The 26,391-nt window shown below is 40.5% G+C and carries 23 protein-coding genes; 9 read left to right on the top strand and 14 right to left on the bottom strand.

All coding sequences use genetic code 11. The features are described from left to right. Positions 1-36: 36 nt before the first annotated feature. The gene (gene rfaD / locus ABIS04_RS19095) at positions 37-990 is read right to left on the bottom strand and encodes an ADP-glyceromanno-heptose 6-epimerase (RefSeq protein WP_350432105.1); all 954 of its coding nucleotides are present in this window, start codon (positions 988-990) and stop codon (positions 37-39) included. Between the two features lie 52 nt (positions 991-1,042). Continuing rightward, the gene (locus ABIS04_RS19090; protein ID WP_350432104.1) at positions 1,043-2,044 is read right to left on the bottom strand and encodes a glycosyltransferase family 9 protein; all 1,002 of its coding nucleotides are present in this window, start codon (positions 2,042-2,044) and stop codon (positions 1,043-1,045) included. A 508-nt stretch (positions 2,045-2,552) separates the two neighbouring features. On the opposite strand from ABIS04_RS19090, the gene ABIS04_RS19085 reads away from it, so the two are divergent. The 3 genes from ABIS04_RS19085 to ABIS04_RS19075 all read left to right on the top strand — a co-directional run bounded on the left by ABIS04_RS19085 (position 2,553) and on the right by ABIS04_RS19075 (position 5,427). Then, the gene (locus ABIS04_RS19085) at positions 2,553-3,305 is read left to right on the top strand and encodes a glycosyltransferase family 25 protein (RefSeq protein WP_140235414.1); all 753 of its coding nucleotides are present in this window, start codon (positions 2,553-2,555) and stop codon (positions 3,303-3,305) included. Between the two features lie 108 nt (positions 3,306-3,413). Then, positions 3,414-3,920, top strand: coding sequence for a pantetheine-phosphate adenylyltransferase (gene coaD, locus ABIS04_RS19080; protein ID WP_140235413.1), 507 nt, complete (start codon positions 3,414-3,416; stop codon positions 3,918-3,920). 61 nt (positions 3,921-3,981) lie between these two features. Beyond that, positions 3,982-5,427, top strand: coding sequence for a capsule assembly Wzi family protein (locus tag ABIS04_RS19075; RefSeq protein WP_371833652.1), 1,446 nt, complete (start codon positions 3,982-3,984; stop codon positions 5,425-5,427). A 104-nt stretch (positions 5,428-5,531) separates the two neighbouring features. On the opposite strand, the gene mutM is transcribed toward ABIS04_RS19075, so the two are convergent. The 8 genes from mutM to ABIS04_RS19035 all read right to left on the bottom strand — a co-directional run bounded on the left by mutM (position 5,532) and on the right by ABIS04_RS19035 (position 12,585). Then, on the bottom strand, positions 5,532-6,347 hold the full coding sequence (gene mutM / locus ABIS04_RS19070; RefSeq protein ID WP_350432103.1) for a bifunctional DNA-formamidopyrimidine glycosylase/DNA-(apurinic or apyrimidinic site) lyase: 816 nt from the start codon (positions 6,345-6,347) through the stop codon (positions 5,532-5,534). Positions 6,348-6,355: 8 nt separating this feature from the next. Continuing rightward, on the bottom strand, positions 6,356-6,814 hold the full coding sequence (locus ABIS04_RS19065) for a hypothetical protein (protein WP_140235410.1): 459 nt from the start codon (positions 6,812-6,814) through the stop codon (positions 6,356-6,358). Between the two features lie 150 nt (positions 6,815-6,964). After that, positions 6,965-7,951, bottom strand: coding sequence for a GTP 3',8-cyclase MoaA (moaA, locus tag ABIS04_RS19060; RefSeq protein ID WP_140235409.1), 987 nt, complete (start codon positions 7,949-7,951; stop codon positions 6,965-6,967). An 8-nt stretch (positions 7,952-7,959) separates the two neighbouring features. Continuing rightward, the gene (locus tag ABIS04_RS19055) at positions 7,960-9,774 is read right to left on the bottom strand and encodes a bifunctional molybdopterin-guanine dinucleotide biosynthesis adaptor protein MobB/molybdopterin molybdotransferase MoeA (protein WP_350432102.1); all 1,815 of its coding nucleotides are present in this window, start codon (positions 9,772-9,774) and stop codon (positions 7,960-7,962) included. A gap of 17 nt (positions 9,775-9,791) precedes the next feature. Beyond that, positions 9,792-10,382 carry a molybdenum cofactor guanylyltransferase MobA gene (mobA, locus tag ABIS04_RS19050; RefSeq protein ID WP_137224358.1) on the bottom strand — a complete coding sequence of 197 codons (591 nt, stop codon included), beginning with the start codon at positions 10,380-10,382 and terminating at the stop codon, positions 9,792-9,794. Beyond that, a complete protein-coding gene (locus tag ABIS04_RS19045) occupies positions 10,366-11,115 on the bottom strand; it encodes an ATP-binding cassette domain-containing protein (protein WP_371833610.1) in 750 nt (249 codons plus the stop codon). Before ABIS04_RS19045 ends, mobA begins: the two co-directional genes overlap by 17 nt. Before the next feature lies 1 nt (position 11,116). Beyond that, positions 11,117-11,824, bottom strand: a complete 708-nt coding sequence (locus ABIS04_RS19040; protein WP_350432101.1) for an ABC transporter permease — start codon at positions 11,822-11,824, stop codon at positions 11,117-11,119. Beyond that, the gene (locus ABIS04_RS19035; protein ID WP_371833651.1) at positions 11,821-12,585 is read right to left on the bottom strand and encodes a substrate-binding domain-containing protein; all 765 of its coding nucleotides are present in this window, start codon (positions 12,583-12,585) and stop codon (positions 11,821-11,823) included. Before ABIS04_RS19035 ends, ABIS04_RS19040 begins: the two co-directional genes overlap by 4 nt. 354 nt (positions 12,586-12,939) lie before the next feature. Between ABIS04_RS19035 and ABIS04_RS19030 the strand changes: the two genes are divergently transcribed. Beyond that, positions 12,940-14,328 carry a sigma-54 dependent transcriptional regulator gene (locus ABIS04_RS19030; RefSeq protein ID WP_137224369.1) on the top strand — a complete coding sequence of 463 codons (1,389 nt, stop codon included), beginning with the start codon at positions 12,940-12,942 and terminating at the stop codon, positions 14,326-14,328. A gap of 20 nt (positions 14,329-14,348) precedes the next feature. Then, positions 14,349-16,472 (top strand): cache domain-containing protein, encoded by a 2,124-nt coding sequence (locus ABIS04_RS19025; protein ID WP_350433476.1) that lies wholly within the window; start codon positions 14,349-14,351, stop codon positions 16,470-16,472. A gap of 573 nt (positions 16,473-17,045) precedes the next feature. On the opposite strand, the gene ABIS04_RS19020 is transcribed toward ABIS04_RS19025, so the two are convergent. Together ABIS04_RS19020 and ABIS04_RS19015 are read right to left on the bottom strand one after the other, a co-directional pair. Continuing rightward, positions 17,046-17,726, bottom strand: a complete 681-nt coding sequence (locus ABIS04_RS19020) for a 7-cyano-7-deazaguanine/7-aminomethyl-7-deazaguanine transporter (protein WP_350432100.1) — start codon at positions 17,724-17,726, stop codon at positions 17,046-17,048. Positions 17,727-18,042: 316 nt separating this feature from the next. After that, on the bottom strand, positions 18,043-19,401 hold the full coding sequence (locus tag ABIS04_RS19015; protein ID WP_350432099.1) for an isochorismate synthase: 1,359 nt from the start codon (positions 19,399-19,401) through the stop codon (positions 18,043-18,045). A gap of 350 nt (positions 19,402-19,751) precedes the next feature. On the opposite strand from ABIS04_RS19015, the gene ABIS04_RS19010 reads away from it, so the two are divergent. Both ABIS04_RS19010 and ABIS04_RS19005 read left to right on the top strand, forming a co-directional pair. Continuing rightward, positions 19,752-20,945: an HD-GYP domain-containing protein gene (locus ABIS04_RS19010; protein WP_350432098.1), complete on the top strand. Its 1,194-nt coding sequence runs from the start codon at positions 19,752-19,754 to the stop codon at positions 20,943-20,945. Between the two features lie 260 nt (positions 20,946-21,205). Then, positions 21,206-21,388, top strand: a complete 183-nt coding sequence (locus ABIS04_RS19005) for a hypothetical protein (protein WP_350432097.1) — start codon at positions 21,206-21,208, stop codon at positions 21,386-21,388. Positions 21,389-21,456: 68 nt separating this feature from the next. Here ABIS04_RS19005 and ABIS04_RS19000 read toward each other — a convergent pair whose 3' ends face one another. Further along, the gene (locus ABIS04_RS19000; protein ID WP_350432096.1) at positions 21,457-22,395 is read right to left on the bottom strand and encodes a putative sulfate exporter family transporter; all 939 of its coding nucleotides are present in this window, start codon (positions 22,393-22,395) and stop codon (positions 21,457-21,459) included. Positions 22,396-22,541: 146 nt separating this feature from the next. Here ABIS04_RS19000 and ABIS04_RS18995 point away from each other — a divergent pair, with 146 nt between their 5' ends. Both ABIS04_RS18995 and ccoG read left to right on the top strand, forming a co-directional pair. Next, positions 22,542-23,975 carry a sigma 54-interacting transcriptional regulator gene (locus tag ABIS04_RS18995; RefSeq protein WP_350432094.1) on the top strand — a complete coding sequence of 478 codons (1,434 nt, stop codon included), beginning with the start codon at positions 22,542-22,544 and terminating at the stop codon, positions 23,973-23,975. Between the two features lie 195 nt (positions 23,976-24,170). Next, positions 24,171-25,634 (top strand): cytochrome c oxidase accessory protein CcoG, encoded by a 1,464-nt coding sequence (gene ccoG / locus ABIS04_RS18990; protein ID WP_350432093.1) that lies wholly within the window; start codon positions 24,171-24,173, stop codon positions 25,632-25,634. Between the two features lie 116 nt (positions 25,635-25,750). Here ccoG and ABIS04_RS18985 read toward each other — a convergent pair whose 3' ends face one another. Then, entirely contained in the window at positions 25,751-26,269 is a 519-nt protein-coding gene (locus tag ABIS04_RS18985; protein WP_350432092.1) for a malate synthase, read from the bottom strand. Positions 26,270-26,391: the final 122 nt, after the last annotated feature.

The following is a 26,391-nucleotide window of genomic DNA, read 5'->3' as shown; positions in this document are numbered from 1 at the left end:
CAAGTAAAGTAAAATTGGGCTGATCGTTTTGGGTCATTATTGACCAATAAAGTGTTGGTTTTTAATCCAATCTAAATATTCTGGTACAGCTTGTTCAACCGTTTTAAACTCAGCTTGATAACCAGCAGTTCTTAATTGGGTCAAGTCTGCTTGAGTATAACTCTGATAAGCACCTTTAAGCTTCTCAGGGAAAGGAATGTACTCAATGTGCCCTTTACCATGATACGCAATGACAGCATTGGCAACATCATTGAAGCTTTGTGCTTGACCAGTACCGCAGTTATATATTCCCGATACGGATGGGTTCTGCCATAGCCATAAATTGACTTTAACCACATCTTCAACAAACACAAAGTCACGAAGTTGCTGACCATTTTCATAACCATCAACACCTTCAAACAAACGACACACACCATTGGCGTTAATTTGGTTATTAAAGTGGAAAGCCACACTGGCCATGCCGCCTTTATGTTGTTCCCGTGGACCATAGACGTTGAAATACCGTAACCCAGCCACTTGGCCAGTGAGTTTTTGCTGTCTTACATATTGATCAAATAAGAACTTAGAGTAAGCGTAGACATTGAGTGGCTTTTCAAGTTCACGTCGCTCAATAAACTTTTCGCTGCCACCATAAACAGATGCAGAAGAAGCATAAATAAATTGGCAGTTATTGGCTTGGCTGTAATGCAATAATATCTTTGAATACTCGTAGTTATTGGCCATCATGAACTTGCCATCCCACTCAGTGGTTGATGAGCAAGCGCCTTGATGGAAAATGACTTCAAGTTTGTTATCAAAATCGCCCGCTTGAATTTGCCTGATGAAATCATCTTTATCGAGATAATCGGCAATTTCACAATCGGCTAAATTGAACATCTGAGTGCCGTCGGTTAAATCGTCAACGGCGATAATGTCATTTCGGCCCATGGCATTAAGTTGTTTAACTAAATTACTACCAATAAACCCTGCTGCGCCTGTAACCACTATCATAATATTACTTCCAATAATTGTGCTCTAGATGAGCTGGCTGAATCCATTGCACTTAAGATGACTTATTTAAAAAGTCTGCAATTTCTTGGGACACTTGATCAAAATCGATTAAAGACATATTACGGCCCGTTTTCTTACCAATCGGTGGCGTAAAAGTGAGTCGCTTGCTCGATTCGGTTAACGTTTGCCATCTTATATGCGGTGCTGATCGTCTACCTGCATAAAAACCTACCGTGGGAACATTGTGTAATCCAGCAATGTGCAATGGGCCTGTTGAACCAGCAATAAACATGTCTGCTGCCACTAACGACTCTGCAAAATCGCGCAAACTGCCTAATGGTTTCGCCAATGAAACACGAATAGGTTGGTCTGCCAGTAATGCTTGAATATTTTTGGCTAAAATCAGTTCATCACCATTATATGTTAATACAAAATGACAATCGCTCTTTGTAAGACGATTGATATGACTAATCATCTTGGCCAGATCCGCTTCAGCAACACTGCCAGATGAACCTCCTGTACCGGGATGAATAAAAATCAGTTTTTCATCTGCTTGTTGGCCATAATATTGTTGCCACTTAGGCTTGTGCTCACTCATATCCCAATATTGCTTAGGTAAACTCGGGATCGGATAACCATGGTGCGATAAAAAATACTCAATCAACATACAACTGCCACGCCAGCAACCTTCACCTTTCTTATAATCGGTGCTTGCACGGTGCTTGTAAAGATATTGATACCAATTATGTTTGGGCACTAGCTTATATGGAATGTCGATATTTTTTAAGATCTTATACATTCTCATTTCAGAATGAGCCACAATCACCGCATCGTAATGTTGTTGGGCAATATGCTCTGCGATGGCGGTGTCATCACCAGAATCTGCAATGGCATTATCAATATAGGGACATGCTTCAGCAAAAGGTGTAATCACCTTGGCAACAAATACGTCAATGATTGCATCTGGCATGGCTTTTTTTAATAGATAGAATGCAGGCCATGTCAGCACAAAATCACCAATTTTATCGTGTTTAATGACTAAGATTTTTTTCATATGATTGTCTGAAAGATAAAATATTAACTCAATTCCATCGGATGATGGGGCTCATTGTATTGTGACGTTTAACTATTTTTCAACTAGCATGATAATTGGCGTAAGAGTTGCCACTGAGTATATCAACTCAAGACTGTTTGTTCACCGTTTTGCATTAGGAATTGTATCAAGGGTCAACAAATGAAGATTATTCTTGTTTAGCCACCTGGTGATTAATAAGAACTTTTTTGACAACAAGCTAAAGCGAGATTATTAGTGATATACTCTTGAACCTCTCGCTGTTAAAAGTGGTGAAACGGATGTTCGTCGTGATGTGTGAAGCAGTGATTGTGATAATTATAAGCTGTTTTTGATTTATTCAATGGATTAAATAAAATGTCACTAATAAAAGTAACCTAACTATAGCTTCGAGCATTTTATTCGGTAGATTATTAATAGAGCTGAATATTCTAAGATTAAGTCTCAATAGTTACACATGACTGGAAATAGGTGTTTAGGTTAGTAATATATGAATTTTAAAGTTTTCCTCATTAATTTAGATAGTAGCACTGAACGATTTACGTTCATGGATGAGCAGCTAAAACAGTTAGGTATTGAATACCAGCGTATCTCTGCCGTTTATGGTAAAGAGTTATGCGATGCCGATATTGCTAAAGTGTATGATCCACAAAAAAACCTCCAAAAGTATGATAAAAAGCTCAATCTTGGCGAAATTGGCTGTTACCTCAGCCATGTCCAATGTTGGCAAATGATTGTTGAACAACAGTTAGATTACGCCTTAATTCTTGAAGATGATTCCGTTTTAGATCCCACATTAATAAATGTGCTACAACATATCAATAATCTTTCTGCTGATTGGGATTACATCAAGCTGTGTCATGGGCGTAAGCAAAAAGGTATTGTTAAATCGATAATGCTTGATGATCGCTTTAGCTTATCGACGTGTTTAAAATTGCCGGCTTCTACTCGTGGCCAATGTGTGTCATTGGCTGGAGCACAAAAATTATTGGCGACGGCATATCCTATTACTCGTCCAGTGGATATTGATATTCAGTACTGGTACGAAAAACAGTTGCGGTGTTTTGTAGTCAGGCCTTTTCCAGTCATTGGGACCGATTTAGACAGTGATATTAATCGACAAGGTAGACGTAATAACGCTGAGCGTCATCATTTACTGCGTATTTGGCAAAAAGTGAAATTCGAGTTTGATTTATTGAAATATAAACAACAACTGCCACCACTTCCGAAAATACAAAAATAGTAATGTAGGCATGTAACATTACCCAATGTTTAAACCAGATGATGATTTATTCTGGTGATAGAAGTAGCTAAACTAACGACTATAAAGATGATGTAAAGGCGATATATTATGCACAGAAGAGCAATTTATCCAGGTACCTTTGACCCTGTGACAAACGGTCATGCCGATTTAATCGAACGTGCAGCACGCTTATTCAAACACGTGATTATTGGCATCGCATCAAACCCTTCTAAGCAACCTCTGTTCTCTCTTGAAGAGCGAGTCGCTCAAGTTAATTTGGTGACTGCACATTTAGACAATGTTGAAGTCGTCGGTTTTACTGGCCTGCTGGTTGATTTCGCCAAAGAACAGCATGCGAGTGTACTCGTGCGCGGATTGCGGGCAGTATCCGATTTTGAATATGAATTTCAGCTGGCAAACATGAATCGGCGTTTAAGTCCTGATCTTGAGAGTGTTTTTTTGACACCTGCGGAAGAGAATTCATTTATTTCTTCTACACTGGTGAAAGAAGTTGCTTTACATGGAGGAGATGTAAGTCAATTTGTTCACCCACAGGTAGCCGCTGCATTAAAGAAAAAAGTAGCGCAAAATCAAGCTAATAAAAAGGTAAAGTAATTTCATGACAAATGGATTTAGTTGGTTAACTAAGGTAGCCACGGCACTAGGTTTTAGTGCAATGATGATCTGTAGCAGTGTTCAAGCCGCGCCATGGGTTGACACTTCAGATATTTATTTACGAGCAGATATTCAAGCTTTAGCGGATGCGGGAGTGATTAGCGGCCCTATTAATACTTTTCCATTGATGTGGTCAGGTATTGGAGCTGATTTAGCTCAAGCTGAGCCTGCATTACTCACACCTGATTTAGTGGATGCTTTTGCACGAGTTAATTTTTACTACCAAAATGCCGTTGGTAATCGTGGTAACACCAGTATAAAGGTGGCAGCGGCAACAGATGCGGCACGTTTCCAGCATTTTGGTTCAGACTATCGTGAAAAAGGTGAGCTACAAGGTTCACATGAATACACAGGTGAGCGTTTTTCTTATAAAATTTCAGCCTCAGCAAACTATGATCCATCTGACGACAAAGAAATTCGCTTAGATGATTCATATGTCGCAATGGTACTAGGCAATTGGGTTGTGACAGCCGGGAGTGTGGGGCAATGGTGGGGACCAGGGTTTGACTCTTCTCTGCATAAATCAAACAATGCCCGACCAATGCCATCTTTAATGATCAGCCGCAATAATTCACAAGCGTTTGAAACGCCTTGGTTGTCATGGGTTGGTGATTGGAGTTTAACAGGTGGCATTAGTATGACAGAAGAAGAGCGTTATGCTCCTCATACACTGTTATGGAACCTTCGTGGTGCTATTAAACCATTCAAGCAGTTAGAGATAGGGTTGTCTTGGACAACCCAGTTTTGTGGTGAAGGGCAAGAATGTAGCTTTAATACCGCAATTAAATCAATTACTGGTCAGCGAGACTGTAGAGCAGATAATGTTGATGAAGTAGGCTGTTCAAACTATGGCAATCAGATGGCGGGTTTCGATGTTAGATATGCTGATACATGGTTTAATGTGCCTGTGGGCTTGTATCTAGAACGTACCTGTGAAGATTCAAAAGGCGATCCATGGCAAATTGTTGATTGCGGTAAAATGGTAGGTGCAGATACCCGTTTTAGTATTGCTAAACAACAATATAAGTTATTTATCGAGTACACCGATACTATGGTGTATTGCGGTGAAGACAAAGATCAATTTAACTGTTTTTACGAGCATTCAACATACCAAAGCGGCTCACGTTACTATGGTCGTGCTTTTGGCAGTACCTATGATAGTGATGCCAATGTTTATGCACTTGGTTTAATTGGTCAATTCGATAATAGTCATGGTTTTACTTCTATTATTCGCTATGCTCAACTGAATAAAGATGGTGCTAATACTAATAATGAATGGGCACCGCAACCTTTAAAAGAAGATCTCATGATGCTTGAGCTGTCATATCGTTTGCCAATGTTTAATGGCATGTTAACGTTAGGTGGCAGTGTATCTAATTCTGAATTCGAAGTGCTAGACGATGATACTCAAGGTACTGCTTTCTCTACTTATGAATATCGATTTTAAGCGTTATAGTTGATTAACCCGAGTTGAGGTTGATGATATGAGGGAGCCAAATGGCTCCCTTTTTATGGGTAAATTGAAATGCGATTTAGGCGTTATTTATCCGACTAACGCTGTTGGCACACACCACAAAATACCGTAGTGCGTTGGCCCAACTTTATCTCACTTAATAAATTGCCGCAGGCGGTACAGGTTTCGCCACCACGGCCGTAAACATGCAGCTTTTGGGCAAAATAACCTGGTTTACCATCGGCATTAGTAAAATCTTTTAAGGTAGTACCACCTTGCTTAATAGCGAGAGCCAAAATTTGTTTTACTTCACTGACGAGAATTGTTAACCGTTCTATATCAATACTACCAGCTGCTGCCTGTGGGTGTATTCCTGCAGCAAAAAGCGCTTCATTAGCATAAATATTACCGACACCCACCACAATGTGATTATCCATTAAGCACTGCTTGATGGTCTTTTTTTTGCCAGTCAGTGTTGCTTGTAATTGTAATGGCGTGAAATGAGGGCTTAATGGCTCCGGGCCGAGCTTTGACAATAACGGATGGGCTTCTTCTGGTAATTCGTACCATAACCAAGCACCAAAGCGTCGAGGGTCGTTAAAACGCAACATACGACCATTTTCGAGTACTAAATCAATATGGTCATGTTTTTCAATTGGGGTATTACACGGTAAAATACGTAAGCTGCCTGACATGCCTAGATGCACTATTGTCATTCCGGCATCAGTATCAATTAATAAGTACTTAGCTCGCCTGCGGACATTGGTAATACGCTGACCAACAATATTTTGAGCAATAGCTGGTACAGGCCAACGGAGTGAGCCATTACGGACAATTAATTCACTAACAGTTTGGTCAATGAGATAAGGACTGATCCCTTGTCGGGTCACTTCAACTTCTGGTAATTCAGGCATAAAAACTCTTATTTTGATTGAGAAGGTACAGCAAGAATAGGTTGTAACTCGGCGCGTAAACTTGGTGGTACTTGGTACCAATTGTTATTAGATGATTGCAAGAGGCCTTCGTTTGGAAAGTAACGCCATTTTTGTGCCGTTTGCATATTGTTGATAGCAATGGTTAGTGTTTGCACCTTATTATCGTGTGAAGGTTCTGTGCTTAGCGGTGAGACCTTAATGGTTTGCCATGCTTGGGCCCATTTCTGGCAATTGAGGACTTGTGGCTGGCACTGCCATTGGTCATTGTGCAGCGTTAACCAATGACCATCAAGTAGTAATTGCTTCAACGGTAATTGCTGATCAAATAAGGGGACGGCGTCACTGGGTACCTTGGCGGTTTTGTCATTAATTAAAGACAGCACCGCAATCATAAATAGGCTGGCACCCATAATGATGTAGTTCCATTTTTTACGTGATAGGGCCATAAACCACCTTAACTTGAATAATTATATCGCCTCAACTATTGAGGAACGCGAGCAAACATTGACTGACAAGACGAATAATTAATACGTTATGTTGTCAGTCAGCATCTGTAAATTATGATTCAAGTGTATCATTGACGATACCAAAAAGATTTAGCCGCCAGTGGCATTCATAAAGCGTAGAATTTGTGTGCCATTGTCGATGTTAAAATCATGAGATTGAGGTTTGTGTTGCATTCCATCAGTAATGGCTCGTTTTAGGCGTTCTATGTCGGCGGGGAATTCACGAACAATTGCTTTTAAATCAATGGAATTTTCGTTGCCTAAACACAAGAGTAATTGACCTTCTACCGTCACTCTAACGCGATTACATTCATGACAAAAATCATGGCTGTGTGGCGAAATAAATCCGATGCGAATAGAGCTATCGGCCATTTTTACATATCGAGATGGTCCGCCAGTACGCTTAGTCGACGCGATTAAAGGATAGCGCGTTTCGATAATGCGACGGACTTCATCACTTGAACAATGACGCTTGCGTTGACGTTCATCCATATAACCGATAGGCATTTCTTCAATGAAAGCGATATCGAGATGACGTTGACGGCAGAACTCCACTAAATCTAATACTTCATGGTCGTTTTGACCGCGTAAAATCACCGCATTAATTTTGATGTTATGAAAGCCAGCCGCTATTGCTGCATCGATCCCAGCAATGACACGATCTAATTTTCCATTACGTGTTAGCTGTGCAAAAACGTCTGGGTTTAACGTATCTAGGCTGATATTCAATCGATTAAGGCCATTTTCAAACAATGGCTGAGCCAGCTTAGATAGTCGTGACCCATTAGTGGTCATTGATAGCTCTTCAAGACCAGGTAATTGCTTTAACAATTTGACCAGTTTGTCACAATCGGTGCGCACTAATGGTTCACCGCCAGTTAAGCGTATTTTTTTTACTCCAAGCTCAGTAAACGCTTGGGCAATCCACGACAGCTCTTCCAAACTCAGAACATGTGATTTCGGTAAAAAAGTAGGATTTTCACTCATACAATACACACAGCGAAAATCGCAACGATCGGTGACCGATAAGCGTAAGTAATCTATTTTTCGTTGAAAGCCGTCGATAAGTTGGGTCATATTAGCCTTTACAGTAAACTAGCAAATGGCTGAATAAAAACAGATTCGCCTGCTGGTATCGTGGCAGTATCATCACCAATGACAATAAGGCAATTTGCATTGACCATAGAACTCAGCATTCCAGAGCCTTGTGCGCCTGTGGTACTAACGTGTATTTTGCCATCAGACCTAATCGTATAAATACCGCGTAAAAACTCAGTGCGACCTGTTTTACTGCGTAATGCATGTTGTGCAATTGCAGGCATAAACTGTGGTTGCCAATGAGATTCGCCAGCCAGTTTACGAATAGCAGGTTGCACAAACTGTAAAAATGCCACCATGACCGCGACAGGATTACCTGGTAATCCAAAAAATAAGCTTTGATCAATTTTTCCGACAGCGAGTGGGCGACCGGGACGCATATTAATGCGCCAAAAATGAGTGTCGCCGACATTGGCTAAGGCCGTTTTAATGTAATCTGCGTTGCCCACTGATACGCCACCAGAGCTAATCACCACATCTGCTTGTTTTGCAGCACTGCGCAATGTGTCTGTGAGCGTTTGTTCATTGTCTTCAATAATGCCTAAATCAATAACCTGACAACCAAGTTTCTTTGCCATTGATAATATGGTGTAACGATTGGAGTCATAAATGCAGTTTGGTTTCAGTGGTTGCCCTGGTTGGCTTACTTCATCACCCGTTGAGAATACCGCAACGACAGGACGTTCTATAAGGGGCAATTGGTTAAACCCAAGAGAGGCCAACAAACCGAGTTCAGCGGCGCCCAAGCGTGAACCAGCAGCGAGTGCAACGTCACCTTCAGCAATGTCTTCTCCAGCCAAACGAACGTGTTGACCTTCTACAACTTGTCCAGGTTCAAGTATGGTAATAATACTATCTTGTTCAGTGACCAATTCTCGCGCTTGAATGGTATCGGCACCTTGAGGAACCGTTGCCCCAGTCATAATGCGAACGGCTTCTCCTGCTTGTAATGTGGCAGAATAATGATGACCCGCAAGGACTTCACCTACAACTTTAAAAGATTGTGATTTTTTGAGATCTTGGAAAATAAAAGCATAACCGTCCATTGCCGAATTAGTTTGTTGTGGCACATTTACGGTAGAAATAATGTCATGCGCCAATACTCGGTTATCAACATCAATTAGGTTAAGTGACTCATTGCGGTTAATCGGAACAACTTGAGCTAATACGTTGGTAATACCTTGTGAAACAGAAAGACCATGTTGATCGTTAGGTGTTGCAGCTTGTTGTTCGCTACTGTTTATCGGTAACTGCACCGCAGCTGGCTGCCATGTCTGTTGGTAATTTTGTACAAAATCGGCAATCTGCGCCACGTTGTTCAAATCGAGGCGAGTTAATGAACTTGGCACTTTGGTCTCATCACAACACGCGATAGCGACAATGTTGTCATCGTGAATGTGGATTAGCGGTTTATTCTGTGCAGCGCGATGTAATTCTATTTTAGGTAATGCCAGTTTTTTAAAACCTTCTACCAGTACAATATCTACTTTATCGGCTTCAATTTGACGCAGTAAGTGTTGCAATTGCGGGTCATCTTCAACGAGATCTTCAGTCATTAACGCCCAACGTACATGGGACGCCACTAATACTTGTCTTGCTCCAGCTTTACGCATTTCAAAGCTGTCTTTACCGGGAATATCCACATCAAAATTATGGTGGGCATGTTTAATGACCGCCAAGCGTAAACCACGTTGGTTCAATAACGGGATCAATTGTTTCAGTAAAGTAGTTTTGCCGGTGCCACTGTATGCACAAAAGCCTAAAACCGGGATCGGCAATGGATTGGTAAATAATGTTGTCATGAAGTACCTCTACTGAATTACTTAGCGATTTTTTCTGCTATCCGGTGTTTCTGTTCTAACGTATTGATATTCACGAATGCATTGGGTTGATCGGCAAAACTCTCTACCACCACTTTATGTTGGCTATACCATAAAAATACTTTGCGATCGCCTCCATCCAAGAAAGCTTGCATCGATGGCGCTAGATGGGGTTTTAACAGTAATACTACCGGTTGTTCATATTCACCATCACTTGCAATAGCAAGGTCGGCCTGCTCTCGCTCTAAAGCAGCTAATAATCTTGCTACTAAGTCATCCGGTAACATAGGACAATCACAAGGTACAACAAGAAGATAATCTGCTTTAGTTTGCTTTAAAGCTGTAACCATTCCAGCTAAGGGTCCTAAATAACCACTATCTAGATCGCTAAGAACAGTATATCCCCATTGTTCATACTGTTCTTGGTTACGGTTGGCATTTATCATAATTCCATCGACTTGGCTTGTTAGCTTATCGATAGTGTGGCAAATCATGGCTTGGCCATTAAGATCCACTAACCCTTTGTCATTGCCGCCCATTCGCCTTGCCATGCCGCCAGCTAAAATTACTGCATCAATTTGTGGTGCCATAATGAAATTCCGTTGTATTAGTCTGATGCACTGCCTCTACTGTAGGAACATGCATGCTGGTGTGAATGGTATTTTGTTGAATGTGCCAGCGTTGTTGGCATAACGCTGTTAAGCCACAGGTTTGATGGCTACTGATCAATAATCCTGTGCCGTCTTGCTTTAATTGATTAATCATCGCAACAACTAAACTCTGTGATTGTTTATCCATATTCGAAATGGGTTCATCAAGCATTAAGAGTTTTGGTTGCGCAATCCAAGCCCTTGCAATAGCAAGCCTTTGTCGCTCTCCGCCAGACAAATCACTGGCGAGGTGGCTAAGTAAGTCTGTTAATTGGGCCATATTAATCGCTTGGTCAATACGTTTTTTTCGTTGTTCTGGCAATAACGACCGTTGATCTAAAGCATAAGTTAAGTTGTACTTTACCGAACCTTCAAAAAGATAAGGGTGCTGATGCAAATAAACTGCCTTACCAAGAAGTGATTGAGTTCGCCACCAAGGGGCCTGCTTAAAACCATGACTATGAATTTGGCCCTTGCTTGGTGAAAGCAACCCTGCAAGGAGTTTCATTAAGGTGGATTTACCTGAGCCGTTGTCACCCTGTAGATAAATAACATCACCCTGACTAAAGCTAAGTTCATCAGCGTGAAATAAAATATTTTGATTAAACTGCATCAGGATATTCTTAGCCTGAATACTGACTGGCGATTTAACTGAATGATTAGCTAATGGCATCTTAATGACTCCTTGGGAGGGCCTTGCCTCGCAATGAACCCAAGATGAAGTTTAACACTAAGGCTAATATTAGTAACACTAGTCCTAAGGCAATTGCTTGAGCAAAATCACCTTTACTGGTTTCAAGTGCTATTGCAGTAGGGATATTACGAGTGACATTCATAATATTGCCACCTACCATCATAGAGCAACCCACTTCAGTCAAAATTCGACTAAACCCAGCAACAATTGCTAATAAAAGTGGTACCCGTAATTCACGGCATAATGTCCAAACCGCGCGTAACCAAGAGGCGCCTAAGGTTCGTGATGTTTCCCACGCTCGGCGATCGACACTGGAAAAAGCCGCTTGTGATAATGCTATCAATACTGGAGCACAGATTAACATTTGGCCTAAAATCATTCCTTTTTGGGTAAATAGCCATTTTAAATCACCGAAAGCACCATTACGAGTCAGCAATAAATATACTAATAAACCGATCACTACAGTAGGAATAGATTGTAACGTTTGTACTAAGTTTGTGACTACCCAACGGCCTCGGAAATGGCTAAAGGCAAGGATGAAACCTAAGATAATCGACGGAATAATAGTGATCAATAACGCGACAAAAGACACCGAAAATGAGATGTTAATAATCGCCCATACATGAGGGTCAAAAGAGAGCAGCAAGCTAAATGCTTGCTGCAATAGGACTAACCAACCGTCACTCATTTTTTATAAGTTGCCTTAAACAATTGTTCTCCTTGTACTTTGTAATTATTAATCATAGTTTGTGTAGCTGGACTGATAAACCAATCGCTTAATGCTCTTGCACCTTTATGATTTAATTCTGGGTATTTTGCTGGGTTGATCAACATTATTTGGTAAGGGTTGGCTAATTTAGCGCCGCCTTCAAAATCAATATTCAGGTCTAGTTTAGCTTTATAGGCAATATATGTTCCGCGATCCGTTAATGTATAAGCTTGTAATTCATTTGCCATTAACAAGGTTTTACCCATGCCTTGGCCTACTGAAGTATAGCCTGCAAAATCAGGTGTAATTCCTGCCGCTTTCCAAATGATCAACTCTTTCATGTTGGTGCCAGAGTTATCACCACGAGAAACAAATTTACTTGGCTTATTAGCTATTTTACTGAATGCTTCTGTCACGTTTTTGCTAGACTTTATTGCTGCAGGATCATTTTTGGGTCCTAATACAACAAAATCATTTTCCATAATACCACGAGGTTCAATGCCGAAACCGTCAGCGATGAACTTTGCTTCTGCGTCTGGAGCATGAGTCATGACTACATCAACATCTCCCTGACTTGCCAGCTTTAATGCTTTACCAGTACCAGTAGCGATTACCTGTACAGTATAGCCTGATTCGGCTTCAAATTTAGGTAAAAGTGCACCGAGTAATCCTGAGTTTTCAGTACTGGTTGTCGTTGCTAATTTGATGACTTCATTTGCGAGTGTAACAGGGCTAAACATTGCTCCACTAAGTACTGAGGCCGCTAGCAGAATACTGACGCTTGTTTTTAGTTTTAACATTACCGCTCCTTGAGATATTAATAATCATGATGTTCATATTTAATCAATGTATAAAACTTAAGCTTGCTTTGCTTAATTGTTAATGCAATAAGCAAGTTAAATGCCAAACCGTTTTATTGCAAATACTGTTCACGCATAAAATCGAAACTGTGAACTTGCTCCCAAGCTGTGATAATTTATTCGAGACAAATTGTCCCACGATCACTTTTCTATGGTTCATAGTGACCTAGTCATAGATATTCGGTGATAGAGTGTTAACAAAGTACGTCAAAATGTCCAAATAAGAGTCCCGTTATGAGTCAAGATGAACATATTAACCCAGTAACTAAAACCACAATGTCAGTGCTTATTGTTGATGATGAACCTGGTATGCGGAGTTTTTTGATGAAAGCCTTGGCAAAGAAATTTGCACTGGTTGAAACCGCCTCCACAATTGCTCAGGCCGAAGAGTTACGCAGCCATGGTCATTTTGATTTATTGATTGTGGATATTCGTCTGCCAGATCGCTCTGGTATCGAATGGCATGAAGCACTTAATGAGCCGGACAGACAGTCTGATATTATTTTTATGACCGGCTACGCGGATATGGATGTGGCAATCAGAGCATTACGTGCTGGTGCATCTGATTTTATTATGAAACCGTTTCATTTAGAGCAAATGATAACCGCAGTTGATCGTTGTATTGAAAAACGTTTGCTTAAGCGCGAAAACTTTATGTTGAGGCGTGAATTATTGCATGGGCAATCATCCACTATTATCGGCAACAGCGAAGCCATTCGTGATGTCAAAGAAGTTATCGAGCGTATTGCACCCACAAACGCTGTCGTATTAATTGAAGGCGAATCTGGTACTGGCAAAGAGCTGGTGGCCAGACAATTACATCAGCTAAGTGGTCGAAGTGGTGCTTTTGTACCAGTGAACTGTGGCGCTATTGCCCCAGAATTACTGGCCAGTGAGCTGTTTGGTCATACCGCGGGTGCATTTACTGGCGCAAAAGGTAATCGTGAGGGATTATTTAGTTATGCCTCTGGCGGCACTATCTTTTTGGATGAAATTGGCGAAATGCCGATGAATATGCAAACTGCCTTATTAAGGGTGCTTGAACAACGGGCTATTCGTCCTGTGGGAAGTGAAAAAGAAATCGATATTAATGTGCGAGTTGTAGCAGCAACCAATCGATTATTAATTGATGAAGTAGAAGCTGGCCGCTTTAGGCGTGATTTATTTTACCGACTGAATGTGTTGAATATTGTTATACCTTCATTGCGATCGCGTCCAGAAGATGTCGTTGAGCTTACTCATTTTTTTACATTGCAATTGTCGCAAGAGCTGGGTATTAAAGATGTTATTTGGAGCCACGAAGACCTACAAGTACTGCAACAGTATGATTGGCCCGGTAATATTCGTGAACTACGCAATATGATTGAACGTTGTATTTTATTGGGAAAACCTCCTGCAGAATATTGGAAAAAGCCCGCATCCGTTGCTGTAAGCGATATTATGGGATACCCGTTAGATTGGCCGTTAAAAAAAGTAGAGAAGCAACATGTGACCCAAGTTGTTGATGGTCATAATGGTAATAAATCTGCCGCAGCACGTGATTTAGGCGTGTCTCGAAAAACGTTAGATCGTAAATATAAAGATTGGTTTAATACTGTAGAAGAACACTACGAGGATCAATAAACGTGGTGAATTCTACCAGTATGTTCACACGTGTTTTTGGTATTAGTTGGCAGCAAATGCAAGCCAAAGTGCGCTATCGAATTTTATTCTTAACCTTGTTGCCGATATTATTAACCTTAGTGAGTCTAGTGTTTATTACTATTTATTGGAATGTAATATACACAGGCAACCAATTATTTATGAAGGTAAAGGCAGACTTAGTTGTTGCTAACAGTACTTTGTTGCAAGTGCAAAAACAGCAACAATATCAATTAGCGTCAATAAGCGAGTCATGGGACTTTCAACATGCATTTCGGATATTAAAAAACAGCGAGCAGCAACCAAATCCTGATGCGGTTAATACGATAAATATTCTATTATTACAACAGCAACAAGCGTTAGGATTAGATTTTTTACGCTTAATTAGTGTTGCAGATGCCGCAGGCGATCCAGACTTACGAGGAATGCTACATCAAAGCCAAAAGAAGGCATTTTCAGGGCTAATGGTATTGCCTGCAAAACGCCTTGAACGGATCAATGCCAATTTAGTTAAACAAGCCCAAATTACAATCATCCCAACACCGCATGCGCAACAGCCCAGTAAAAAGCTTGAAACGCGTGGTTTGCTCAGCCGAACCTTAGTACCAATAGCTGACCTGTCTGGAAATGTGTTTTGGTATTTAGATGGTGGAATATTATTTAATCATAATACTGTCATCGTCGACCATATTCGTGACTTAGTGTACGGAAAAGGCACATTACCTGAACGTTCAATCGGAACAGTGACAGTGTTTTTGGATAAAATCCGCATCAGTACTAATGTGCTGATGGAGCCATTTCCTAAGAATACTCAAAAACCTAACAGGGCGCTTGGTACATTAGTATCCGATAACGTTTATCAGCAAGTGCTCGTTGAAGGCCAAACGTGGATAAATCGTGCTTTCGTACTTAATGATTGGTATATATCCGGTTATCTGCCTTTACTCGATGTACATGGAAAAAGGATTGGGATGGTTTATGCGGGTTTTTCAGAGTCTCCTTTTTTGCATAATTATTTACTCAATATTATCGAGCTAGGTACCATTTTAGTTTTCGTGTTGCTAATTTCAGGTTTACTGGTTTATCGTGGCGCCAATAGTTTACTCCAACCTATTGAATATATTCACCAAGTTGTTACCGCAGTACAATCTGGGCGTAATATCAGAATTGGTAAGTTAGGCTTAAATAGAGATAACGAACTGACCAAATTAGCAGAACAATTTGACAGTATGCTTGATCAGTTACAACGACGTAATGCCCAAATTCAAGCGGCAGCAGAGCAACTTGAAATTAAAGTCGAACAGCGAACCCGCAGCTTACAAGATAAAACCGAAGAACTCGAACGCAATGTGGCCTTGTTACACGCGACAAGACAGCAACTGGTTACGAATGAGAAATTGACTGCGTTGGGAGAGCTTATAGCGGGTATTGCTCATGAAATAAATAATCCTACCGCCGTTATTTTGGGAAATATGGAGCTGCTTAAATATGAACTTGGTGACAATGTTGCGGTAGTTGAAGAAGAAATTGAATTGGTTATCCAACAAGTGGGCAGGATCACCACAATTATTCGTAGTTTGCTGCAGTACAGTCGCCCAGGGGAATTTAATGCACCGATAAAATCACAACCCGTGACGCCGATTGTAGAAGAAATGTTGTTGTTAGCACGCCATTCTATTGAGCAACAAGAAGTTAAGTTGATTAAGGAATTTACCGCGACAGGCTCTGTTGAAGTCAATCGACCTCAATTATTACAAGTACTGATTAACCTAATGGTTAACGCTGCCCATGCGATTGAAAATAAAGGTCGAATTTGGTTACGAACTTACGACTGGCTGGAAGATGGCAAAACTATTGGGGTAAAAATTGAAGTTGAAGATGAAGGTATTGGGATTACTAAAGACGATTTGAGCCGTATCTTTGATCCATTTTATACCACACGTAAAGATGGTACTGGCTTAGGCCTGTCTTTGAGTTATGGAATTATTAAACGACTTGGTGGCACGATTGAAGTGAATTCTACCGTCGGAAAAGGCACCATATTTACTATTGGGCTTTATTCTAAAGCTAAAGATGATCAGCAGCTTGGGCCTTATGAAGGGTTACACTTTGGAGATAAACAGTAATCACTAAAAAATAGGCAAAAAAAAGCCGGGTGATTAACCCGGCCACAAAGAGTGTGTGAGCAATGTCGTGCTTGCGAACTCTGAAAACCAATTAAAGGTGATGAAGTCTTTAATTACTAAACCGAGCTTTGGAACGCAAGGTAATAATAATCATTCTCATTTGTATTTGCAAGTGTTTCTCGACATTAATTTAATCTTTACATTAAACAGACTGTGAATGAATTTCTCTAACTGATTTTAAAGGAAAATATAATATATTGTTTGATATTTTTTGTGGAATGTTGGTTTAAGAATGTAGAATGTCAGTTTTTACGGCCATCATAATTATGTCAAATATTGAATTGTAACAGGCAACAAATCTCATCATTTCAATGGTTACCACAATTCTCGGAATGAGTGTTGGATTTAAAAGCAGAATCCTATTTTAGCTGGTTAACACGCTCAAGCTATAGAGCTAAGTCATCAATCGAGTTCTAGTCCTCATGGTATAAACATCGAATGAGCAAAACGCTGCTACAACATACTTACTGAAGCCAGCAGTTGCTTTGCTCATCCATAAATCATCAAACCGTATTATTTAGATACTTGAATGACAACATTGTTATTATCAGTGGTGGCATTTAATAAAATTTTGTCTTGCAGAACTTTCAATAGCACACCATACGCAGGTAAAAATAGCCCTAAACTAACGATAAGCTTAAAGGTGTAATCAACGCTGGCTATTTCTGGCCAGTGAGTCGCCATAAACGCATCATTTGAGGCATAAAATGCCACACTGAAAAACACTAAGGTATCGACCAAGTTGCCTAGTAGCGTTGATGCTGCGGGCGCTACCCACCACGCTTTTGCTTGGCGTAATTTGGCAAATACCGTGATATCCATTAACTGGCCAATTAAATAAGCCACAAAGCTGGCAAATGCGATACGAAATACAAAGCTGTTCCAGTCTGCTAAGGCAGAAAAAGATTGTAATTGACCTTGATGAAACAATACTCCCACTAGATATGACACAACAAGGGCTGGCACCATGGCTTTGAGAATGATGCCTCTAGCAGCTTGTTGACCAAAAATTCTAACGGTTAAGTCAGTAGCTAAATAGACAAACGGGAAGCTAAATGCGCCCCACGTTGTATGAAGGCTAAAAATTTGGAAAGGAAGTTGAACAAGGTAGTTACTTGCGCAAATAATTAAGATATGGAAACTGACTAATAGCATCAGTGCACGGCGATACTTCGCCTGGGTTAACATCAACATATTGTGGCCTTTTTAATTGGGTTAGCACGGGGTGAGGGAACCCGCTATTGATTGAGCGAACTGCCTTAGATGATATTAAGCAAACTGTTTAGTGCGCTAAAACATTCTAATGACTGCTACAGAGAATATTATTATTAGTCGAGCTAATTTATCGACAGCGCTTACCTAAAATGCACCTTCAAGGGTTATTTTAGTCAGTAATGTTTAACCTGGGCAAACGCGGGGCAGGATGATAACACTTGTGTTGCTCAAGCGAAAGCGGTACTCGATGTTTTGATATGACCTTAAAGGGCAACGCCTATAAGCTGGGATGATGTTAAAAATCGATTAAAATAGATAATACTGTCGCGAGTTTATTTTCCAACTCTTGCCATTCTTCTTCAGGGTTCGAACCTGCAACAATACCTGCACCTGCAAATAAGTTGATCCTTCTTGGCTCAATTAGCGCACTACGGATTGCCACTGAGAATTCTGATTCATGGTGATTTAAATAACCGCACGCTCCAGCATACCAACCCCTAGCATAACCTTCGCGTTGACGGATAAAGCTTAATGCTGCTTCGCGCGGTAATCCACCAACAGCGGGTGTGGGGTGTAAGGCTCGTAATAACTCAAAGTCACTAACGCCAGGGTTTAACTGTGCACGGATAGAGCGATGCAAATGTTGTATATGATTCAATTTGAAGATTTTAGGTTGTTCATCAGCACCAACATATTGGCTTAACGGTGTAAGAGCATTAACAATGTGTTTTCTTACCAATTGATTTTCATGACTATTCTTAATGTCATCTAAAAGTGCCTGAGCGAACAAAGTATCTTCATCAGGATTCATACCGCGTATTGTTGTACCGGCAAGGGCTTCGGTAAACAATTCTTGTTGGCGGCGCAAATATAATCGTTCGGGTGAGCAAGAAATAAATGCGCGTTCTGGACTAAATTGGAAACCAAACTGAAAACTGTTAGGGTTTCGACCTTGCCAGCAGGCTAGAACAGTCCAAGGATCTATATCGTCATTTACATCAATTTGGGTATGACGTGATAACACCACTTTAGGCGTTGAGCGGTTAAAAGTAGCTTGAGTGACCTGCTCAACTAGCTCTTTCCAGCGTTCAAAATTAGGTAAATCACTGCGGCCCATTAAGCTCATTTTATTGGGTGGAGATAAAGGCTGTGGTTTTTGTACTTGTTCAATGGCATTTATTGCCGCTTTAATTTCTTGTTGCGGGTCTACGCCATCAAAGTTTAAATTAACTAGAATTCTGAGTGTATTACCATTTCGGCGTAATTCGATACGCGGTAAAACAAAGTGGGCACGGCCAAATTCAGGCCAACATTCTACCGTTCGGTCAAATGCAAGTCCGCCATAGTAACGAATGTCTTGTTGGCTAGTTTTATTACGCTGTTGCTGATAAATATTTGCCAGGACATTGTCGTCAACTTGGTCGGCAAAATAAAATGACTTGCATGAGCCTATGGCAGCAATATCTTCATCTCTATCACGTCCGTGCCAATAGATTTTTGGGTACAAGGTTTGAGCGCTTAGCCAAGATATTAAAGGCAGTGCTGGCCCCTCAACAGACAGTTGCACTATGGGTTCACAGATCGGTACTACGCGAAGTTGCTCAAGCTTAGCAATTAGATCGCTAAATTGTGATGAAAAAAAATGATCTGTCAATCTGAACCTCTCGTATAACAGCTGAGGGCTAACGTTAATAAACCAGTGAAATGGTGTCAATTGGTAAGATTAAAGCGTGTGATCTTAATTGCTAATATAGCTTACTCTTTACTTACATGGATGTATTACAAATAACGTAATTATAAACCATCCTATTAAATCAATAAAAGAGAAATAATAATAGTGATTATTTATGTTTAAAGTTTCATCAAACATATTGAGTAAAAATGTGATTATATGGCCGTATTCAGGTAAAAAACATAGATGAATTGCTTAAAATAGTACAAAATATGACGAGTTGTATATGACAAATATCCCATTTCTGATTCTAACGTAGAGTAGTTTATATAATGAGTGATTCTGTAGAATCAAGCCATTTAATTAAAATTCCCATAGATAAACTTGCGTTAGGCATGTTTGTGACAGCGATAGATCATCAACAAAGTAAAGTGGCTATTCGCAACCCAGGACAAATCAAACATCGTGATGCCATTGCAAAACTGAAACAAAACAATGTTCAGCTTGTTTGGGTTGATATTGAACGTTCTTCAGATACCTGTGGATTAAAAAATTCCGCAAGATCGAGCTCTGCGACTAGCCGACTAGTGCGCAAACCGACAGTCACTCGAGATGGTCGGCAAACTCAGGCCAAAAAGCTGCTTGCTGAAGCCAAAGGGTTAATCAAAAAAGTGATGTCTGAAACTTTCGGCGGAAAAGCTATCGAAGTGAGTCAGTTTGAAGATATTGCAGATAAAATGATTGAGTCAGTTATGGACGATGCTGATGCATTTAAGTGTATTTCTGCATTGCGCACCAAAGATGCGTATTTACTTGAACATTCTATAAATGTGGCCTTTTTGCTGGTTACCTTTGGCAAGCACCTTAATCTTGAGCGAGAATTACTAAAGCAAATGGCCGTTGGTGGCATTTTGCATGATATTGGTAAAATTCAAGTCGATAACGAAATATTGCACAAGCCGGGCAAGCTTACCCCTGATGAGTTTGAAAAAATGAAATTGCATCAAGTGTATGCAGTTGAAATAATGAATGAAACAAAAGGGTTATCGCAGGTCAGTAAAGACGTGTGCTTAATGCATCATGAAAAGCTTGATGGTCGTGGCTACCCCAATGGACTTAAGGATGAGCAACTTCCGTTACATGGGCGCATGAGTTGTATTGTTGATATTTTCGATGCATTAACTGCGGCCCGTTGTTACAAAGAAGCGATGAGTCCGGCAGCAGCATTTAAAATTTTGATTAGTTTGACGCCATTTCATCTTGATCAAAAATTGGTTTATGAATTCATTCGCTGTGTCGGTATTTACCCTGTTGGTTCCATTGTACAGTTATCGGATCAACGAGTAGGGATTGTCTGGGACTCAAAAGGGCGTGATGCACTTAATCCTATTGTAAAATGTTTTTATTCTATTAAACATAAGCGCTATACCGAAGTTACAATGGTTGATTTGCTTAAATCTGAATTACATATTGAGAGAGGCGTATCGCCAGGCTCGCTCGATGTCGATCCTAGCCCATTTTACTAAGCAATCTATTTGATCATATTAAGATGTGCCGAATGGGTAAAGTCACACGGCTTGCTCAATCCCATTTACCATTACGACTCCATCATATTTTATGTATCAGTGTAAATGTCGGTAGCACAGGCGTGGGCTAACGCTAACTATAGTACTGTGAGCGCGCGTATTTTATCGTTCTGTTATTTCATAGTTAAATTTAATATTGGCGTAAGAGATCACTTTTCTTGAATAATATAATAGATTTTTATGATTATATTGGAGGGGAAATGACAGAGCATTTATTGTTACGTCGACTTAAAATAGCGGTTATGATCACTTTATGTATTATAGCAGTGATCGCATCGACTCAAACCGTCGGACTCACACGAGCATTGATTGAGTTGCTCGCATTTGGTGGATTAATTTGGTTGGCGTTAACCAAACCCGAGATGCCGCAAAATGACGCTTAAGCATTTTTCTAATCCAAGCACTCGCAATGCTTCTAGTAAATAAACCCCGTAGTCTGTCTCTCTTCATATTAGCTAAAATTGACGATATAAGTTAACGAGGCCCCACCAATAGCAAGCCAAAGCAACACACCTAACAATAGTGGCTTAGGTCCATTAGCGCGTATTTTTTTCACTGTAATTGCCGCACCAATTAAGAATAAACACAACACTAACATTTGTTTAGACACAGTAAATAGAAGGCTATAAATCGGCTGACCTTGTGGTACAAAATAAGCGATGAGAATTGCGATGCAATAAAACACGATAAACAATGGAATAGTAATTTTTCTTTTATCACCACCAAAGGCAATGGCACTGATTAATGCAACAGGAACTATCCATAACGCTCTTGCCAACTTGATCGTTGTGGCGGTTTTAAGCGCTTCATCCCCATAAGAGGCCGCAGCCCCAACAACAGATGAAGTATCATGGATGGCAATTGCACTCCAAACACCAAAATCATATTGTGAAAGCTGCAATGCATGCCCGATGGTAGGGAATACAAATAACGCGATTGAATTAAGAATAAACACACAAGCTAAAGAGACTGCTATTTGGTCGTTTCTCGCATTAATAGCTGGCGCTACCGCAGCGATGGCACTACCACCACATATCGCAGTACCACAACTGATTAAATGACCTGTTTTGATTTCTAAGCCCACTAAGCGTGTTAATACAAAGCCTAAGGTTAACGTGAAAAAGATTGATCCGATAATAAGTCCGAGATTATGGCTACTGGCTGCAATGGCTTCAGGTAAATTGATACCAAATCCCAAACCGACAATAGAATAAGCTAATAGCTTTTTAGTCCATTTACTTAAATCGATACTCTCAGGAACCAACCCAATACTCGCTAGGGTAAAGCCCATAAGCAAAGCCACGGGAGAAGAGATTAATGGAGTAAGACAAACTAAACCGATGGCAACAAATAACCATAATTTAACTGTTGTAGTTGATGGATTGGGCATGAGAGAGCACATCTAAATAACAATGCGGCATTATACCAAGTACCAATATTGTAAACGATATATAGAGCAAGTTTTTTAGTCGCGAAATATCGTGACCTGGTTATAATGAGACAATAAATGACAATTGATTTGATAATGTGTCCATCATGACAATAGAAAACGATTTAACCACTGACTATTTTTTACCTCAAAATTCCTTATTGCTAAATGCCATGGCTGAAGGTGTTTACGGCTTTGACTTAAAAGGTCACGCTGTATTTATCAACCCAGCAGCTGAAAAAATGACCGGGTGGAAAAGTGCAGAATTGATTGGCAAAAATATTCACGATTGTCATCATCATAGTCATGCCGACGGTAGCCATTATCCCCAGCACGATTGTCCCATTTATCGCACTTTACATGATGCAATTCCTCGGCAAGTGACCGACGATGTTTTTTGGCGTAAGGACGGCAGCAGTTTTCCGGTGTATTACAGCTCCACCCCTGTATATGACCAGCAAAAACTTGTTGGTGTAATCGCGATATTTCGCGATGTCAGTATGCAAAAACATACTGAACAATCATTGAGACAAGCATTGGCACAAGTGCAGGCCTTGTCAGAACGCTTAGCATCCGAGAATCAATATTTACTCACTGAGCTGCAAGGTCAGCAAGGCGCATCTGGTATATCTGGCAATAGCCCAGCGATTAATCTGCTTATCCAACAAATTAACCTAGTGGCCAACACTGACAGTACGGTATTAATTTGTGGTGAAAATGGTACCGGTAAAGAGCTGGTTGCGCGTAACTTACATCGTTTAAGCCATCGTAAAGATCAACCTATGGTGAGCGTTAACTGCGCCGCATTTTCAACTGAACTGTTAGAAAGTGAACTTTTCGGGCATGAGAAAGGTGCTTTTACTGGCGCGACGGTAAGGCGAAAAGGCCGTTTTGAATTGGCCCATAATGGCACCTTATTTTTAGATGAAATTGCCGAATTAAGTTTATCGGCGCAATCTAAATTGTTGCGGGTGATCCAAGAACAAAGCTTTGAACGTGTAGGGAGCAGCGAAACCATTAAGGTCAATATTCGCTTAGTTGCTGCCACCCATCACGATTTAGCCGCGCGAGTTGAGCAAGGCTTGTTTCGGATGGATTTATATTATCGTTTGAACGTGTTTCCTATTAACGTGCCTCCTTTGCGGGAGCGTCGTGAAGATATTCCCTCGTTAGTTAACGATTTAGTTGCTTCACTAAGTAAAAAACTCGGCAAGAAAATAACTAAAGTCAGTCGTAAAGGGCTTAAAAACTTACAGCAATATGCTTGGCCCGGTAATGTGCGTGAGTTACAAAATTTAATTGAGCGAGAAATGATTTTATCGCAAACCGGCCAACTGTTATTTAATACCTTGCCAGCCTCTATCGTAGCGCCATTAGCAACCAGTACATTAACCATGGCGCAAGCCGAAGCAGAACATATTATAGCGGTATTAAATACTACTCACTGGCGAATTTCTGGTCCGCATGGTGCGGCAGCCGTGTTAGATATGCCGGCCAGCACCTTACGCTCTCGGATGAAAAAACTGGCTATCAAGCGTTAATGGCGTTCTATTGAGGGATAATCTAAAAATATAAAATGCTACTAAGTCACGACATATCATTAAAAACGCGATATATCGTGACTTTTAATAGGGTGAGTGTTTATTTAATTGTTTATAATTAATGCGTTATGAGTTTTTTTAAGTTGGCTTGGTCTTTGCTAAAGCAATGCAATACAGTGTTTTAGGAATACCTTTATGCCCAAGTCATCAACTCAAACGCCTTTAGCGATCGTGCCGGCTGATAAAATTGCCGTTTCACAACGCATTCCTGTGGTACAGATTGCGACACCGCAGAAAAAAATTCATGTTCGAGAACAAAAAGGGGTATTTCAACGACTTCGTCAGAATTTTAATAGCTTTCTTATCGCTATTTTTTTCTTGATCCCGTTTATCAATTATCAAGGGCGACAAGCCATTCTGTTTGATGTCACCGAACAGCAATTCTATTTTTTCAATATTACTCTTTGGCCGCAGGATTTTACCGTATTAGCATGGTTTTTTATGGCGGCTGCTTTCGGGTTGTTTTTTGTCACGGTTTATTGGGGGCGGGTGTGGTGTGGCTTTTTGTGTCCGCAAACGGCTTGGACATTTATTTACATGTGGGTCGAAGCTAAAGTTGAGGGCAATCATCATCATCGTGCGGCGTTAGACAAAGCACCATGGTCGTTGAGTAAAGTGCGCAAGCGAGTCACTAAGCATGTGGTGTGGATATTTTTTGCCTTACTCACAGGTTGCGGTTTTATTGGTTACTTTATGCCTGCTCGTGAGTTGTATATTGATATTTTTACCGCCAGTAGTGGTTTTTGGACCGGCACTTGGGTGTGGTTTTTTGCTATATGTACCTATTTAAATGCTGGTTGGATGCGTGAAATGATGTGCTTACATTGCTGCCCTTACTCGCGATTTCAAGCGGTGATGTTTGACGCAAATACTAAAACAGTGAGTTATGATGCTGCGCGTGGTGAGTCTCGAGGCCCTCGAAAACGTTCACAACAAACCGAATTAGGCGACTGTGTCGATTGTAATTTATGTGTAGATGTTTGCCCAACCGGGATTGATATACGCAATGGGTTGCAATATGAATGTATAAACTGCGGTGCCTGTGTTGATGCATGTAATCAGACTATGGATAAATTTGGCTATGCACCCAATTTAATTAGCTTTACTAGCGAAAACACCTTAAATAAAAAGCCGAAAACGAATCTTTTGTCACTAAAATCGCTGGGTTATGCCAGTGCATTATTGATTATGGTTGCACTCATTATTGGTGATTTAAGTCACTTAAAGAATATTCAACTCAATGTTATCCGCGACCGACAAGCTTTGTACCGTGAAGTAGGCTTAGATAACGTTGAAAATAGCTATCAGCTTAAAATTCGCAATAAAACGCAACAAATGGCTTTTTATCAAATCAGTATCCGCAGTGACGATGCTCAAGACCAAGCATTGCAAATAGTCACCGATAGCTTGGTAGCGATAAAGCCGGCAGAACAATTGGATTACCCGTTGACCGTCAGTGGCCGCCTGAGTAATCGCTCGAGTGATAGTAGCCAACAAACTGTGCAATTTAGGGTGACCCAAATTCAAAGCTTGGATAATCCAATCCCAATTCAGCCTATTAATGAGATATCCCAAAATTCACGTTTCTTTTGGCCATAACTATCGCTTCGTCATAACGTTTTAAATTCAGATAGGACACAAAGCAAAAGGCTTGTCGCATTATTAATGGGACAAGCTTTTTTGCTAAACGGTTGCAGTGTTGTCGCGATAAGCCATTAACGCTGATGTAATGCGTAGTCACTACCATCTTTAGCGGTAAATACCTTACAGCTGCCTTCAGTTGGCTGACAACCGCTATGAATTAAGCTAATCCATTGCTTATAAGGGGTCGGCAAATTCTTAATTGGAATCGCCACCTGAATGTCTTCGATATGGGCTTGGTCTGTGCTGCCCATTTTGCCTTGGCGGTCAAAACAAATCTCTACATGAGTGTCGTTGTTTTTAAATACCACTGAGGTCGGTTCACTTTTATGGCCAGTTAATGCCACAAATTGACACGGATTTTGTAAACCACACTGGGTACCATCATTTAAAAATGCGAGTAAGTGGGTGTAATAAACCACATAGCTACAGACATCTTGGTGTGAGCCATTCGTTAATGGAAATTGTGCATCCAAAAAGTCTTTTGCGTTTGCGGTGCGATCCTGTTGATTGGTCGTTGCCACAAATTGCTCACCAATGAAGCGGTTAAGGTTTTGGGTTGCGGTATTGCTTGCTTGAGTAGACATATTCATAGCCTTATTCCTCTTCGTATTGTCGTAGGTCAGAAAACATTTTTAATTATTGTTTATCATTAAGTCTTGTTCGCAGCTTGATTTTTAGTCTATGCTATTTTTACAAACAATTTCACAATAAA

This window comes from Shewanella sp. H8 (genome assembly GCF_040285065.1).
Lineage (GTDB): Bacteria > Pseudomonadota > Gammaproteobacteria > Enterobacterales > Shewanellaceae > Shewanella > Shewanella polaris.
Note: the sequence above shows the minus strand (reverse complement) of the source record. Positions and strands in the feature narration are given on the sequence as shown.

Coding starts and splice junctions, on each gene's coding strand:
- ABIS04_RS19085 (WP_140235414.1), top strand. CDS start 2,553: ATGAATTTTAAAGTTTTCCTCATTAATTTAGATAGTAGCACTGAACGA.
- ABIS04_RS19020 (WP_350432100.1), bottom strand. CDS start 17,726: ATGTTGATGTTAACCCAGGCGAAGTATCGCCGTGCACTGATGCTATTA.
- ABIS04_RS19055 (WP_350432102.1), bottom strand. CDS start 9,774: ATGACAACATTATTTACCAATCCATTGCCGATCCCGGTTTTAGGCTTT.
- ABIS04_RS19030 (WP_137224369.1), top strand. CDS start 12,940: ATGAGTCAAGATGAACATATTAACCCAGTAACTAAAACCACAATGTCA.
- ABIS04_RS19005 (WP_350432097.1), top strand. CDS start 21,206: ATGACAGAGCATTTATTGTTACGTCGACTTAAAATAGCGGTTATGATC.
- ABIS04_RS19040 (WP_350432101.1), bottom strand. CDS start 11,824: ATGAGTGACGGTTGGTTAGTCCTATTGCAGCAAGCATTTAGCTTGCTG.
- coaD (WP_140235413.1), top strand. CDS start 3,414: ATGCACAGAAGAGCAATTTATCCAGGTACCTTTGACCCTGTGACAAAC.
- mutM (WP_350432103.1), bottom strand. CDS start 6,347: ATGCCTGAATTACCAGAAGTTGAAGTGACCCGACAAGGGATCAGTCCT.
- mobA (WP_137224358.1), bottom strand. CDS start 10,382: ATGGCACCACAAATTGATGCAGTAATTTTAGCTGGCGGCATGGCAAGG.
- ABIS04_RS18985 (WP_350432092.1), bottom strand. CDS start 26,269: ATGAATATGTCTACTCAAGCAAGCAATACCGCAACCCAAAACCTTAAC.
- ABIS04_RS19065 (WP_140235410.1), bottom strand. CDS start 6,814: ATGGCCCTATCACGTAAAAAATGGAACTACATCATTATGGGTGCCAGC.
- ABIS04_RS19010 (WP_350432098.1), top strand. CDS start 19,752: ATGAGTGATTCTGTAGAATCAAGCCATTTAATTAAAATTCCCATAGAT.
- ABIS04_RS18995 (WP_350432094.1), top strand. CDS start 22,542: ATGACAATAGAAAACGATTTAACCACTGACTATTTTTTACCTCAAAAT.
- ABIS04_RS19045 (WP_371833610.1), bottom strand. CDS start 11,115: ATGCCATTAGCTAATCATTCAGTTAAATCGCCAGTCAGTATTCAGGCT.
- rfaD (WP_350432105.1), bottom strand. CDS start 990: ATGATAGTGGTTACAGGCGCAGCAGGGTTTATTGGTAGTAATTTAGTT.
- ABIS04_RS19090 (WP_350432104.1), bottom strand. CDS start 2,044: ATGAAAAAAATCTTAGTCATTAAACACGATAAAATTGGTGATTTTGTG.
- ccoG (WP_350432093.1), top strand. CDS start 24,171: ATGCCCAAGTCATCAACTCAAACGCCTTTAGCGATCGTGCCGGCTGAT.
- moaA (WP_140235409.1), bottom strand. CDS start 7,951: ATGACCCAACTTATCGACGGCTTTCAACGAAAAATAGATTACTTACGC.
- ABIS04_RS19035 (WP_371833651.1), bottom strand. CDS start 12,585: ATGTTTAGCCCTGTTACACTCGCAAATGAAGTCATCAAATTAGCAACG.
- ABIS04_RS19025 (WP_350433476.1), top strand. CDS start 14,349: ATGTTCACACGTGTTTTTGGTATTAGTTGGCAGCAAATGCAAGCCAAA.
- ABIS04_RS19000 (WP_350432096.1), bottom strand. CDS start 22,395: ATGCCCAATCCATCAACTACAACAGTTAAATTATGGTTATTTGTTGCC.
- ABIS04_RS19075 (WP_371833652.1), top strand. CDS start 3,982: ATGATGATCTGTAGCAGTGTTCAAGCCGCGCCATGGGTTGACACTTCA.